This window comes from Cupriavidus sp. UBA2010 (assembly GCF_002335265.1).
Lineage (GTDB): Bacteria > Pseudomonadota > Gammaproteobacteria > Burkholderiales > Burkholderiaceae > Cupriavidus > Cupriavidus metallidurans.
On record NZ_DDCI01000036.1, the window covers coordinates 263981 to 278106 of the forward strand.

The 14126-nt window shown below is 64.5% G+C and carries 12 protein-coding genes; 3 read left to right on the plus strand and 9 right to left on the minus strand.

Annotated features, from left to right (window positions below):
- Positions 1-147: 147 nt before the first annotated feature.
- The 3 genes from B2246_RS28475 to B2246_RS28485 all read right to left on the minus strand — a co-directional run bounded on the left by B2246_RS28475 (position 148) and on the right by B2246_RS28485 (position 4161).
- On the minus strand, positions 148-2724 hold the full coding sequence (locus tag B2246_RS28475; RefSeq protein ID WP_317915003.1) for a fimbria/pilus outer membrane usher protein: 2577 nt from the start codon (positions 2722-2724) through the stop codon (positions 148-150).
- Positions 2721-3491 carry a fimbrial biogenesis chaperone gene (locus tag B2246_RS28480; protein ID WP_040010802.1) on the minus strand — a complete coding sequence of 257 codons (771 nt, stop codon included), beginning with the start codon at positions 3489-3491 and terminating at the stop codon, positions 2721-2723. Before B2246_RS28480 ends, B2246_RS28475 begins: the two co-directional genes overlap by 4 nt.
- Before the next feature lie 91 nt (positions 3492-3582).
- Entirely contained in the window at positions 3583-4161 is a 579-nt protein-coding gene (locus B2246_RS28485) for a fimbrial protein (RefSeq protein ID WP_008640883.1), read from the minus strand.
- Between the two features lie 442 nt (positions 4162-4603).
- On the opposite strand from B2246_RS28485, the gene B2246_RS28490 reads away from it, so the two are divergent.
- Positions 4604-5125 carry a nucleoside 2-deoxyribosyltransferase gene (locus tag B2246_RS28490; protein ID WP_286879646.1) on the plus strand — a complete coding sequence of 174 codons (522 nt, stop codon included), beginning with the start codon at positions 4604-4606 and terminating at the stop codon, positions 5123-5125.
- Between the two features lie 4 nt (positions 5126-5129).
- On the opposite strand, the gene B2246_RS28495 is transcribed toward B2246_RS28490, so the two are convergent.
- The 6 genes from B2246_RS28495 to B2246_RS28520 form a co-directional block, all read right to left on the minus strand.
- On the minus strand, positions 5130-5717 hold the full coding sequence (locus B2246_RS28495; protein WP_286879647.1) for a PqiC family protein: 588 nt from the start codon (positions 5715-5717) through the stop codon (positions 5130-5132).
- Positions 5714-7354 carry an intermembrane transport protein PqiB gene (locus B2246_RS28500; RefSeq protein ID WP_035881441.1) on the minus strand — a complete coding sequence of 547 codons (1641 nt, stop codon included), beginning with the start codon at positions 7352-7354 and terminating at the stop codon, positions 5714-5716. The genes B2246_RS28495 and B2246_RS28500 overlap by 4 nt, the downstream gene beginning before the upstream one ends.
- Entirely contained in the window at positions 7338-8129 is a 792-nt protein-coding gene (locus B2246_RS28505) for a paraquat-inducible protein A (protein ID WP_008640879.1), read from the minus strand. Before B2246_RS28505 ends, B2246_RS28500 begins: the two co-directional genes overlap by 17 nt.
- A complete protein-coding gene (locus B2246_RS28510) occupies positions 8126-8815 on the minus strand; it encodes a paraquat-inducible protein A (protein WP_286879648.1) in 690 nt (229 codons plus the stop codon). Before B2246_RS28510 ends, B2246_RS28505 begins: the two co-directional genes overlap by 4 nt.
- Positions 8808-9911 carry an AI-2E family transporter gene (locus B2246_RS28515; RefSeq protein WP_008643578.1) on the minus strand — a complete coding sequence of 368 codons (1104 nt, stop codon included), beginning with the start codon at positions 9909-9911 and terminating at the stop codon, positions 8808-8810. The genes B2246_RS28510 and B2246_RS28515 overlap by 8 nt, the downstream gene beginning before the upstream one ends.
- 86 nt (positions 9912-9997) lie before the next feature.
- Positions 9998-11128 carry an HPP family protein gene (locus B2246_RS28520; protein ID WP_035881444.1) on the minus strand — a complete coding sequence of 377 codons (1131 nt, stop codon included), beginning with the start codon at positions 11126-11128 and terminating at the stop codon, positions 9998-10000.
- Between the two features lie 166 nt (positions 11129-11294).
- Here B2246_RS28520 and B2246_RS28525 point away from each other — a divergent pair, with 166 nt between their 5' ends.
- Positions 11295-13088 (plus strand): chloride channel protein, encoded by a 1794-nt coding sequence (locus tag B2246_RS28525; RefSeq protein ID WP_286879650.1) that lies wholly within the window; start codon positions 11295-11297, stop codon positions 13086-13088.
- A gap of 156 nt (positions 13089-13244) precedes the next feature.
- On the plus strand, positions 13245-14123 hold the full coding sequence (locus B2246_RS28530; protein ID WP_008643573.1) for a dimethylarginine dimethylaminohydrolase family protein: 879 nt from the start codon (positions 13245-13247) through the stop codon (positions 14121-14123).
- Positions 14124-14126 lie beyond the last annotated feature (3 nt).

A 14126-nucleotide genomic window follows, 5' to 3' on the forward strand; every position in this document is an offset into this window, starting at 1 on the left:
AGCGTGGTAATGACAATGGGCCGGAGAGGTTGCCGCGCGCGATAGTTCGAGTGCGAAACGATTGCAGCGTGCCGATAGTGATCGGACCAAGCAGAGTCGCCGCGATGGTTGGCAACATTTGGCACGACCTGATCGCAGTATCGACATTCACGATTCCGCCTTCGTGTTGGGCTGGCATACCGATCGGATCTGCGTGAACGACGTCGCGTTGCGGACCTTCTCCGGCAGCTGATATTCGATCGCGCAACGTTGTGCGGAGTGTGTGCCCCAGGAAACCTGCAAGCGTCCGGTGTCTTCGATGCCACGCACGAAGATGATGCCGCTTTGGCCAACCACGCCGATTTCGGCATTGTCCTTATCCAGCACTGATGCGCCGAAGGGCAATGGCGCCCCATCGGGCTGGCTGGCCGAGATGATGACGGAGCGTCCGCTGAGCGCGGCGAACTTGATTTTTACCGCTGCGTTCGCGCGTGGCGCTACCTGGGTGCTGGTCGCGTCCAGCGATACATCCAGCGGCATCCCGCGTGGATCTATCTCGATCGTGTTCATGTTGTAGGGCTGGAGGTACGGCACGATGGCGTAGCCGAATGCGTCGATCCTGACGCCCGTCGCATTGGCGACGCGCGCGCCGGTGGCGCCCTTTGCTTCGACGATGCCGATGGTGTCGCCAAGGTAGTTGGCGAGTGTGATGCCTCCTGAGTGGGCGACCAGGGCGCCTTGCAGGCCGCCCGAATATTGCGTGTAACTGCCGCCACCGCTGACAGAAGCGGAAACCGTGGTGTAAGGCGTCCGGTACTGTACGTTGCCGCCGCCGGTGGTCGTGTTCGGCGAACGGTCGACGTTCAAGCCATAGGTGATGGCGTTGTCCTCGAGTGCGGTGCCGCTCAGCCGCATCTGTTGCGAGGATTGGCTGTCACTGTTATGCGTGGCGCCGAAGGACAGCATTGGGGCGTGGATGCTCTTGCCCAGCGGGACGGTGAGGCTGGCGAAGACTTGGGTGGTGAACCGGCCAGTCATCGCTTCGCGTTGGCGCGAGGCCGCGATGTTGTAGGTCATCGGCAGCCCCAGCACACGCAGCGAGTTGCTGTAGCCCACCTGAAACATCAGTGCTGTACCGCCCCGATTCCAGTACTCCGCGGAAGTGCCCGTGAGATAGAAGTTGCCCCAGCGATCTCCAAGGCTCTGATTCAGCGTGAGCTGAACCTGGCTGCGCTGGCGGTCCACGGCGCGGGCATTGCCACCGCTGGCGCGAGCGGTGAATGCGTCGCTCATCGTCCAGAAGCCGCGGGTCGCATAGCGATAGGCGGCGAGTGACATACTCGTGCTTGTTGACGGCACGAACTTGCTGTAGCTGAGGCGGACGCTTTGTCCGCTGGTGTTGTCAACCTGGTCGATCGAGGCGCGGGCATGAGTCGCATCCAGCGCGAATGCCCCAATGGGAAGATTCAAGGCCGCGCCGACCATGCCCGCCTGATAACCCTCCGAGAGGACTAGCCCGGCATAGCCTGTTACGAAGTTGTTGAACCCGTGCTGCACCGTGCCCTGGACCAGTTTCTCGCGGCGGGAAGACGTGCGCGAGCCACCGCGGTACTCCCCAACCGTGGCCGAGTACCGCGTGATACCGGGCCGCAGAAGCTGAGCCACGGATGCATAGGGCACGGTAAAGCTGCTCTGGCTGCCGTCGGCTTCTGTCACCGTGACGAGCAGATTGCCGCCATAACCGGTGGCGTACAGATCCTTGATCTCGAACGGTCCCGGGGCCACGGTCGTTTCATAGAGCTTGTTGCCATTCTGCGTGACCGTGACACGCGCATTGGAGCGGGCGACGCCTCGGACCAGTGGCGCATAGCCGCGCGCGGAGTCGGGAAGCATCCGGTCATCGCTGGCCAGATTCACGCCGCGCACGGAAAAACTGTCGAAGACGGCCCCATCCGTGTAGGCATCGCCAAGGGTAAGTTGACTACGCAGACGTGATATGTCCCGTTGCACATAGGTCGCGATGTTCTGGTAGTCGTAGGTGCTTTGGCCAATGGACTGCTGCCAGCTCATCGAGGAGCGCTGCCGCACGTGCCAGGCACCGATATTCAATCCGGAATCGACGCCAAGGTAGGTAGAGGTGCCAGGCGAACTACCAGTGGTGTGGAACGTATTGAAATTGTAGGCGACCGTCCCGGACGGGACGCCATCATCCAGGAGTTCTGGGCTGACACTGCCACGCGGCGTGCGGCGCAGCAAAGCCTGCGCCACGCCGATGTCGAGACGCAGGTCATTGAGGTGGAACGACCAGGTGAGATCCTCCGAGATGTCAGATGAACGCGTGCATTCCCCGCTGACGGCATGCGCTATCGCATTGCGGTTGGCGGGCGGCAGCGCCTGCTCGTCGAGATTCAACCGGGTAATGAGCGATCGGTCCATGCATGGGCCGACGACCTCGTCCCGGGACCGGAATCGCACTGTCTCTCGACCAACCCAAGATCCGTTCAGGTATATGTCGACCGGATAGTCGCCAGGTGAGATGGGGTTGCCAAATGCAAACCGGTCGACGTCGACGCTGGTGCCATCGGAACGTTTCAGAAATTGTGAATTGAACTTGATGGCTGCGGCGGTGGCTGTCTTGCCCGGCTCATCAGCAAATACCGCAGTAGGCAGCGCGGCGGCCAGGACCCAATGCACAGCGAGAACGCGCGAGGCGCGTGGCTTCCGCCTCCGCATCGTCATTGTCATTGTCCCTTCGCTTTCTGCATTGGCTTCGCATTGCGGATGCCAGATACACCGGCGCCATAGTCCGAGATAAACGTGTAACTGACCTGGGCTGGTTCACCGGACACTGGCGACGTGTCATCCATGGCAAATTCGACTGTGCCGCCGGGATTCACCATTGCTCCGGCATCATTGCTGTACACATGCCCGCCAGCGGCTGCCTCGACCTTTGTGTAGGTGATGTGGTACGGCGTTGGATTCGTTGCCCTCAGTACATGATGGCCGTCATCCTTGCGTGCGAAGCGCCAAGTGACCTTGGTGGGCGCGCTGTCCGCGTCGCCGGGTAATCCCGTTGGACGGAAGAACAGCTTGATGCGTGACCGAAAGGCGAACTGAAGCGAGTTCTGCTGATCCTTGCTGCTGGATGCGACGGGTGGCACTTCGAGAACGTTGAGCCAGAACAGCGATTCCTGATCGCGGGGCAGCGCTTGCTGGATCTGAATGATGCGTAGCGTCTGGCCCTTCTTCGCATCCAGTCTGAACAGCGGCGGCGTGAGCGTGAATGGCGACTTCGCGTTCTCCGGCGTCGCATTGGGGTCGCCGTCGTCGATCCATGCCTGCACTAGAGCGGGCGCATCTCCTTCATTTGTGAGTTTGAGGCTGACTTCCCGCTCCGACTCGGAATAGATGACGCGGGTCCCGGTCAAAACCACGGACGCAAGGGTTTCCGGCGTGACCATTGCCAGGAGGACGGCAGCAATGGCTGCGCGACAACTTGAAGTCTTGAACATGATGAACGGCGACGGGAAGGAGGTGCCGGCTCGAAGCCGGCTGGCTGGAGGTGCCGGCATGTGTGCGCATGCCGGCAGGTATAGGCCTGACTTACGGGTACACGATGGAATACGTCGCCGAAGTCTGGAGTGTGCCGAGTGTGGCGGCGCCGGTTGCCACGTACTGGGCGTAGTACTGCAGTGTTGCGGCACCACTTGTAATGGCCACACGTTGCGAGTTCTGCGAGGCGAACGCGGCCCCTACGTTGATGTTGGTCATATCGCTGTTCAGCAGACCGATCTGGACGTTCGATGCACCAGTAATTGCTGGGGTGCTGCCAGAAGCGGGACTGTTGACAACCGTGTTTTTCAGGCGACCGGTGCCGAGATCCACTGCCGCACCGGGTTCGAAGTGAACTGCCACGTTACCGGTGTTTGGGTTGCAGTTTGTGAGCCGAATATTGAAAGGCGTGCGACCCGCGATGTTGCCGGCGGTGTTCAGCGTCGAGGCAGTAACGGTGGGCAGCACAATGGTGAAATCGCCAGCCGGTCTACCGTTGCCAGAGATGGTGCAGGTCTGCCCTGTGACTCGGCCAGTAAAGGTGATCGTGCCATCCACGGCAAACGCGGCCGGACTCATCGTGGCAAGCAGCAGGGATGTGGCAAGGATCTTTGTTCGAATATGTTTCACTTTGACCTCATGTATTGATGTGATTAGTGACTGTCAAGGCGAATCGCGGAGATCCGCATAGCGAGCGATGGCAGCTGTATCCGGGATAAGAAGCCGCACATTCCACGCGGATATCCCCGGAATTTCGCCAGTGAAATCGCTATACGTCGCGTCTTCCTGACAGGGTCAAAGACTATTGATTTTTAGGAATTCTTTTAATCGTATTTATCTTGAATTTACGATTTTCTTGGGAATGTTCCGATTGACTGTGTCGGCGATGGCTGCTGTGCAGACTAAATGCGATGAATGGAAGGTAGGAAACTTCCTTGTGCCTTCAAGATCGGCCGATATGGGAATTACAAGTCAACCGCAATTTCACTAAATCTGTTCCGCGCGCGGATCAAAAATGAAAGACGCACACCTCTGCGCTATTCTTTCGTTCGTTCCAAATGGAGGAAGTGCCATGAAGATGGTCTATCTCGCTGGCTTTGATGTGTTCCGCGAGGACGCGCGCGACTGGGGTGAACACCTGAAGGCGCTGTGCCTGCGGTATGGCTATGAAGGCTTGTACCCGCTGGACAAGGCGGCGCCGTCCGGGCTGTCGGGGTCAGCCACGGCACAATGGATCTACGAGGCCAACATCGCGTTGATTCGTCGCGCAGATGTCGTGATGGCGAATCTCGACGATTTCCGCGGGCCGGGGGAGCCTGACAGCGGTACTGCGTTCGAGGTTGGGTTTGCCGTGGCGCTGGAGAAGCCCGTCTGGGGCTATGCGGCCGATGCCGGCACGTTGCTGGATCGCGTGCGTGTCAGGACCGATGCCGACGGGAACGCGCGCGATGCGCGCGGTTATGTGGTGGAGGACTTCGGCTTGTCGATGAACCTGATGCTGGCTTGCAGCGTGCGGCTGGTGACGGGGGATGCCGAAGCGTGCCTGGCCGCGATGGCCGAAGCGGACCGCCAACTGGCGGTCCGGAGGGATTGACGCCTTAGCGGCGCAGCGATTGCACGCCGGCGGCGATGTCGGCGGCGGTTGTCGCGACGATCTGGCGATAGGCGTTCACCACGCCATCCACCTGACCGGGCGCGGGCAACTCGGCTTCCGTGCGGCCGCCCAGGACCTTGCCGTCGGGCAGGCGGCGTACGGTCCAGGCGATCGAAGCGCTGGCGCGCTGGCCAGGGTCCGCATCCAGCCGCACCACTTCCGTGGTCACGCGATAGACCGGCTCCACTTCGGACAGTCCCTGCTGATAGGTATCCACGGCACCGAGTTTCGCCTGAAGCTGCTGTGACAGCGCATCGCGCAACTCGTCCGGCAACGGCGCGGACCAGCGCGACAGGTCCAGCATCTTCACGCCGCCAGCGTTGCCGTCGGCCACCACGAGCTGGGTGCGGTTCAGGCGCTCCGGTACCCTGACCGGCGACACCTCGATCCAGATGGGCTGCGTGCCGGGTGTCGGGGACGTGGCGGCCGGAGCGGCTGTGGATGCGAGTGTGTAGTAGCGGGGCTCCGGCGACGCGCAGCCGTTGAGCAGCGCGGCGGCCAGCGCCAGAAGCATCAGCGAGCGTTTCATCATTCCTTCTCCGTCTTCCCACGCAACAGCGCCTCGGGATGGCGCTCGAGATAGTCGGTCAGCGCACGCAGGGACACGGCCGTGCGCGTCAGTTCCTGCATCATGCGGCGCGTATCCTGCTGCAGCGGCGCGTCCGAAGCCAGCGTGCCATTGGCGGCGTTCAGCGTACGTCGGGCATCCTGCAGCGCGGCGAGTACCTGGGGCGCCACATCGCCGTGCAGTTGCGTCACGAGCTTGTCGGCGTTATCGAGCATCTTGTTCATCGACACCACGCTGGTACGCAGATCCTGGCCGATCTGATCGAACGGCACCTTGTCGATCTTGTTGACGATATCGCCAAGCTTGGCCTGCAACTCATCGAAGGCGCCCGGCGTGGTCGGCAGTTCCGGCATTGTCGCGTTGAGGTCGAGGTCCTTCGGCGGTGGCGCCTTCGGGAAGAAGTCGAGCGCCACGTAGAGCTGACCGGTCAGCAAGTTGCCAGTGCGCAGTTGCGCGCGCATGCCGCGCTTGACCAGGCCTTGCACGATGCTGCGCTTCTTGGCCTCGTCGGACACATCGCGCTCCCGGAATCCCATGCGCGACGGATAGAACTCCACCACCACGGGCATACGGAATGCCTTCTTGTCGCGCTGGTATTCGATGCCGATCGAGCGCACCTGGCCCACGATCACACCGCGGAAGTCGACCGGCGCGCCCGGCGACAGGCCGCGCACCGACTGGTCGAAGTTCAGCACCGCCAGCGCTGGCGCCAGTTCTTCAGGCTCCTTCATCGCCTCCGACTGGTCCGATGCCAGCAGGAATTGCGTATTCTCGGACGCCGGCTGCGTTGCGGTGGAGTTGTCCGGTGCCTGGAAGGCCACGCCGCCCAGTAGCACCGTGACCAGCGATTGCGTGGAGAGCTTCAGGCCGTTCGCATCGAGCTTGAGGTCGACGCCGCTGGCGTGCCAGAAGCGGGTGTCGCCATTGACGAGCTTGTCGTACGGCTTGTTGACGAACACGCGCAGCGAGATGTCACGCCCGTTCGGGTCGAGCTGGTACGCCACCACCTGGCCTACCTGCACGCGGCGATAGTAGACCGGCGAGCCGATATCGAGCGAGCCCAAGTCCTGGGCGCGCAGCACGAACTGGCGACCGGACGCGTCGGCGGTGACCACGGGTGGCACTTCGAGACCGATGAAGTTGCGCGTGCTTTCCCGTGACTTGCCGGCATCCACGCCGATGTAGGCGCCCGAGAGCAGCGTTTCCAGGCCGGATACGCCACTGATCGCAAAGCGCGGGCGCACCACCCAGAAACGCGTGTCCTTGACGGCGAAGCTCTCGGCGTCCTTTGTCAGCTCGATCGATGCGATCACGTGCGAGCGATCGGACGCGAGCCGCACCGACTTGACCAGACCGATGTCGACGTCCTTGTAGCGCACGGCGGTCTTGCCCGGTGTCAGCCCATCGGCGGAGCGGAAGGTGACGTTGATCTCCGGCCCGCGTGAGGCGAGCGTGTTGATCAGCAGCGAGACGCCGACCACGGCGGCGACAATCGGGATCAGCCACACCAGCGATGGCAGCCAGCGGGCGCGACGCTTGCGCGCGGGCTGGGGCACGCCACCGGAGGTCGGCGGCGGGGAGGGACTATCGTGATCGGGCATTGTCGGATTCCGGCAATTCGATGGAAGAGGGGTTCGGGGTCTCGAGCGAGTCCCAAAGCAGGCGCGGGTCGAAGCTTAGCGATGCCAGCATGGTCATCACGACCACCGAGGCAAATGCCAGCGCGCCAGCGCCGGGGATGATCGTGGCCAGCGCGCCCGCGCGCACCAGCGAGGCCAGCAGCGCCACCACGAAGATATCAAGCATCGACCAGCGGCCGATGACTTCGACCAGCCCGTACAGCTTGGTCTGCTGGCGGATGCGCCATGTCGATTTCATGTGCACCGAGATCAGCAGCAGCGTCAGGATCATCATCTTCAGCAGCGGCACGACGATACTCGCGATCAGCACCACGCCAGCCAGCATGTGCGATCCGGATAGCCACAGATAGAGCACACCGGACAGGATGGTGTCGCGCTGCACGCCCAGGATCGACTCGGTGACCATCACCGGTAGCAGGTTGGCCGGGATGTAGAGGATGTACGCGGCCAGCAGGAAGGCCCAGGTGCGCGCCAGGCTGGCAGGCTTGCGGCGGTGCAGCGTGGCGCCGCAGCGTGGGCACGGTTCGCCTTCGAGCGTGATGGGGCTCACCAGGTCGCATGCATGGCACGACAGCAACCCGCGCGAGGACGCGGTGGGTACCTCCGCCAGCGGGGTACGTTCGTCGTCGTCGGTCAGCTCCGCCATCACATCGGCGGCCACGCGCCGTGACCGCGCGATCTGGTCGCGTGCCATGGCCGTGCGTGATGGGCGCGATGGGCGTGATGGCTGGCTCATGGCGTGGGCTCCTGCGCGCCGGGCGGGGTGTCATCCCCATCCGGCGTTTCCAGGTAATGCCACAGGTCGCGGGGATCGAACGACAGCATCGCGGCCAGCACCACCACCAGCGCGCCGAACGACCACAGCGCCACGCCGGGCAGCACTTCCGCCATGGTCGACAGCTTCACCAGCGTGACCAGCACGCCGATCATGAAGACCTCGATCATGCCCCAGGGCCGGGTCTGGCGGATGCCACGCACGATGGCGTCGAACCCGCGCGGCATCTTCCGCTGCGCCATCGGCACCAGCAGGTAGCACATCATCAGCATCTCGGAGAGAGGGAACAGGATCGTCGTGGCGAACACCAGCATGGCCACCAGCGTCATCTGGTCCGAGTAGAGCGCCTGCACCGCGCCCCAGAGCGTGGTCTCGGTGCGTACGCCCTTCAGGTCCATTTCGACGATCGGATACGTGTTCGAGATCACGAACAGGATCAGGGCGGTGAACACGAGCGGCAGCAGGCGGCGATAGGCGCGGGTGCTTTCGCGATAGAGCTCGCTGCCGCAACGCAGGCAGTTGGCGCGTTCGCCGGGCGCGAGCGACGCACGCTCATAGAGCGCGTCGCAGTACTCGCAGGCCACAAGGTGGCGCAGGTCCGGCGCCGGCGCGGACGCCGACGCCGCAGGGCCGTGGTGCTCAGGCATCCGGGGTCAGTTGGGACGGCGGCGGCGCCGTGACGGCGGTCACGCTCGCGCGTTCCTGGTTGCCGATGGTCCAGTCGCGCAGCAGCGCGTACGCCACTGCCAGCACGGTTGGCCCGATGAAGACGCCCAGGAAGCCGAAGGCCAGCGCGCCGCCCAGCACGCCCATCATGATCCAGATGAGCGGCAGGCCGGTGCCCTTGCTGATGAGCAGCGGCTTGATGACGTTGTCGGCCATGCCGACCACTGCGGCGCCCCAGACCACCATGAAGATCGCCCAGCCCGTCTCGCCGGTGTGATAGAGCCACAACGCGGCGGGAATCCAGGCCAGCGGCGGGCCCATCGGCACGACGGAAAGGAAGAACGTGATGAAGCCGAGAATCGCCGCGCCGGGCACGCCAGCGATCCAGAACCCGATGCCGGCCAGCACGGCCTGCACAAAAGCGGTGCCGAGCACGCCGTAGACCACGCCCTTGACCGTACTGCCGGCCAGTGACAGCAAGTGGTCGGCCCGGTCGCCGGACACACGGCGCATGCCGCCGCGTACCCAGTCCACGGCCAATTCGCCGCCGGTATAGAAGAAAAACGCCAGTACGATCGACAGCGCGAGCTGGCCGAGACCGGCTCCGATCGACAGGCCAGCGCCGAGCAGCGCGTGTCCCACCGGCGCAATCAGCTTGCGCAGGCTGGCCACGGTTTCGGAGTCGGCAGTGATGACCTTGTTCCAGGCCGATTCGATCTGCGGGCCAACGAACGGCAGGCTGCTGAGCCAGTCCGGCAGTTGCGGGATACCGTGTTCGGTATAGCGATTGACCAGCGCGGTCAGTTCGTCGATGTGCGCCGAGAAGCTGGCGCCAGCGTAGACGAACGGCCCGAGCACGATCACGGTGGCGATCAGCACGCAAATCAGCGCGGCCAGGCCGCGGCGGTTGCCGAGCCAGCGCGTCAGCACGGTATAGGGGTGCCAGGAGCTGTAGGCGAGGATCGCGCCCCACAGCAGGGCCGTGGCGAATGGCGCGAGTACGAGCAGCGAGCCGCCGATCAGGACGATCAGCGCGAATACGGCAGCCAGCTTCTCAATCAGTTGTCCGGAACTCATCTTTGGCGGGCCAGGGGCGTCCACTTTATAAGAACGCCGATAGCATAGCGGAATTCGATGAGCCGTCCGGGTTTCCCCTCGATCACTCAGTTTGCGGTGGTGTCCCGGCGCAGCAGGGCGGCTACCAGATCCGACTGGGTCACCATGCCCACGACGTGCCGGTCTCCATCGACCACGGGCACATGGTGCAGCCCGCCATCGGAGAACGCGTGCGCCAGTTCCACCATCGGCTGGTCGACATGCGCGGTCACCACCACGCGCGTCATCAGATCGCGCACGGTGCCGTTGGCACGGCGCGAGTTCGAACGATGCGCGCGGAAGAAATCGCTCTGCGTCACGATACCGAGCAGGCGGCGATTGCCGTCCACCACAGGTAGCGCCTTGATGTGGTGGCGCGCCAGCAGCGCGGCGGCATCGGCCGCGCGCTGGCCGGGGCGCACGGCCACGACGTCGCGCGACATGATGTCGCTGCAGCGCACGTCGCCGAAGCGGCGCGAGTAGGCACGCAGTTCGGCGGCCACCAGGATCGCCTCGAGATCGTCTTCCTCGATGTCCAGGAATTCACCGCGTGCAGCCAGCACTGCATCCAGGTCCGCGCGTGTGAAGCCCACGCGCCGGCTGGGCGGCACATCCTTGGTCAGGTGCTGCGAGGGCGGCTCGGGCGGCCGGTGCGGATAGCGCCGCTGCATGAGGTTATTGAACGCCAGCGCCGTCAGGAGCAGCAGCGCCGAGTTGATCGCGACCGGCGCCACCACGAAGCCGAAACCGAGCGCCTGCACGGCAGGTCCGCCAAACACGGCGGTGATCGCCACTGCGCCGCTGGGCGGGTGCACGCAGCGAAGCTGGAACATCAGTGCGATGGCCACCGCGACGGCCACGCCGGCGGCCAGCCCCGGCTCCGGAATCCAGCGCGCGCAGGCCACGCCGACCGTGGCGGCCACGAGGTTGCCGCCGATGATCGACCACGGCTGTGCCAGCGGACTGGCCGGCACGGCGAACAGCAGCACTGCCGACGCGCCCATCGGCGCCACGAACCACGGGTTGAAGCCCTGCAGGAAGTGGCGGCAGATCCATTCCGTGAGGAACAGGCCGATCAGCGCGCCGATGCAGCTCTTGATGCGCTCGCGGCGGCTCGCCGCGATGGGCATGGGGACGAAAGTGCGTAACCACGCACGTGTTCCGGCAACGGAAGTGGATAAGTCGAATGCTGCTGGCATCGAAAGCGGGGGCGGTTGGGGCGTTGGGGGCGCAACGGGGGCGTTTTTGCTGTGCGCGGGGCGCGTCGCAGCGTACCACGCTACAGGAGCGAGGCCCGCCAATATATCATGGCGTGATATATTCCGCCGGCCGGTAATCCTGCCGGAAAAGAAGCCGCCCCCGCTCATGCATACGGAAGTTCACACCGTCGAAAAACGCGACTACGCCGTCAATGGCCGCCTGCCCATGCTGGCTGCCATCGCGCTAGGCATCGGTGCCATCAGCACCGGCGCCGCCTATGTGCTGGTCAATCTGATCCACTTCTTCACCAACCTGTTCTTCTTCCAGACGCTGTCGTTTGCCGATCGCTCGCCGGCTGGACACACGCTGGGCCCCTGGGTGATCGTGGTGCCTGCGATCGGCGGGTTGATCGTCGGCCTGATGGCGCGCTATGGCAGCGACAAGATCCGCGGCCACGGCATTCCAGAGGCGATCGAGGCGGTGCTGTTCGGCAAGAGCAAGATGTCGCCGAAGGTAGCGGTGCTCAAGCCGTTGTCGTCGGGCATCGTGATCGGCAGCGGCGGCCCGTTCGGGGCGGAAGGGCCGATCATCATGACCGGCGGCTCGATCGCCTCGCTGCTGGCGCAGTACCTGCACCTGACGGCGGCCGAGCGCAAGACGCTGCTCGTATCCGGTGCCTGCGCAGGCATGACGGCGATCTTCGGCACGCCCGTGGCAGCCGTCCTGCTGGCCATCGAACTGCTGCTGTTCGAACTGCGCCCGCGCAGCCTGCTGCCCGTGGCGCTGGCCTGCGCCGTGGCCGGGTTCCTGCGGCCGTTCGTGTTCGAAGCGGGGCCGCTGTTTCCGCTGCAGACCGCGCCGGCCAGCACGCTGGCGCTCGGGTCATGCGTGCTGGCGGGGCTGCTGTGCGGTGTGCTTGGCGCTGGGCTCACGCTCGCGCTGTATCGCACCGAGGATGCATTCGACCATCTGCGCCTGCACTGGATGTGGTGGCCGGCCATCGGTGGCCTGGTGGTCGGGATCGGCGGCTATTTCGAGCCGCGCGCGCTCGGCGTGGGCTACGACGTGATCGGCGACCTGCTCAACAACCGCCTGCTCGTGGAAGCGGCGGTGGCGCTGCTGGCCGTCAAGGCGGTGATCTGGATCGCCGCGCTCGGCTCGGGCACCTCGGGCGGGGTACTGGCCCCGTTGCTGATGCTTGGCGCGGGGCTTGGCGTGGTGCTGGCGCCGATGCTGCCGGGCGGATCGCCGGGCCTGTGGGCGCTGGTCTGCATGGCCGGTGTGCTTGGCAGCGTGCTCGGCGCGCCGCTGACGGCCATCGTGTTCGCCTTCGGCCTGACGCACGATAGCGAGGCGCTGTTGCCGCTGCTGCTGACGACGGCCGTGGCCTACGGCTTCTCGGTGCTGACGATGAAGCGCTCGATCATGACCGAGAAGATCGCGCGCCGTGGGCTGCATATCTATCGCGAGTACGGCGTCGATCCGCTGGAGCGCGCGCATGTGGGCGAACTAATGACGCGGGACGTGGTGTCGATCGACGCCAGCCTGCCGGTCACCGAGGCGCTTACGCGATACTTCGGTGATCATGCTGCGCATCGCGCCTATCCGGTGCTCCGGGACGGCAGGGTGATCGGTATGCTCCAGCGCGCGGCAATTGTCGCGGCACATGCCGGCGACGATGCCGGACTGACCTGTGGCGATCTGCTTGCCGATGCCGCAAATCCGAACGCCGGCCCGGCCGTGCTGTTGCCCGCACAGACCGGTCGCGCCGCCGCCGGACGTATGGCCGAACTCAGCGTGGCCAGGCTGCCAGTGGTCGAGGACGAGACCACGATGCGGCTGGTCGGCATTGTGTCGCTGCGCGACCTGATGGCGCCCAGCAGCCACGTGCTGCACGAGGAAACCCAGCGTGAGCGGTTGCGCGGGATGGCGATAAAGGCGCTTGGCCGCACCGTGTAGCAGGGGTCGGCTGTTCCGCTGGCATTTTGTGCACAGTTGCTTCGCATATCGGCTACGAAGGATAGCAATCTGGTCAGTTTGTTAGCTGTTTTTTGACGTGCGAGGGCACCAGAATTCACTCACCGAACACGAGAGTGAAATCAAGGAGCCCCCACCGTGACAGACTGCCCGACCATCCTCCTGGTAGCCCCCACCTTCTACGACGTTTCCTACAGCATCAATCCCTGGATGGACCCCGGGGCGTGGGCACGCGACCCGCGTGGCATGCATCGGCACGCGATGGCGTCGTTCGACGCCCTGCGGGAAGCGCTCGGCACGGCCGGATTTCAGGTTGAAGTCATGGAAGGCGCGCCGGGTCAACCCGACATGGTGTTCCCGGCCAACGCGGCGGTCGTGCTCGATGGCAAGGCAGTGCTGGCGCGCTTTCGCTATCCGCAGCGGCGTGGCGAGGAGGCGCCGTTCGCCGCGATATTCGAAGACCTGCGCGCGCGCGGCCTGATCGACAGCGTCGAGACGCTGCCCGAGGGTTGCTATCAGGAAGGCGCGGGCGACTGCATCTGGGATGCGTCGCGTGGCCACTTCTGGGCCGGCTTCGGACCGCGTTCCTCCCGTGAAGCCGCCGATGCGATGGCGCGTCACTTCGGTCAGGAAGTCGTGGCCCTGGAGCTTGCCACCGAACAGAGCTATCACCTCGACGTCTGCTTCTGCCCCCTGGCCGGTGGCGAAGTCCTGTACTACCCACCCGCATTCAGTCCTGCCGCGCTGCGCGAGATTCGCGCGCGCGTTCCGGCCGCGCAGCGCATCGAGGCCACCGAGGACGACCTGCGGCATTTCAGCGTGAACGCGGTCAATCGCGGCGACACCGTCGTGATGACGCGCACCACGCCGCATCTGCGTACCGAGCTGGGCAGTCGCGGCTATCGGGTGCTCGAGGTGGATCTGTCGCCGTACATGATGTCGGGCGGTGGTGCGTATTGCATGACGTTGCGTCTGGACCGCGTCAGCACGTCCGTGCGGCGTGCGGTCGCGGCATGAAAG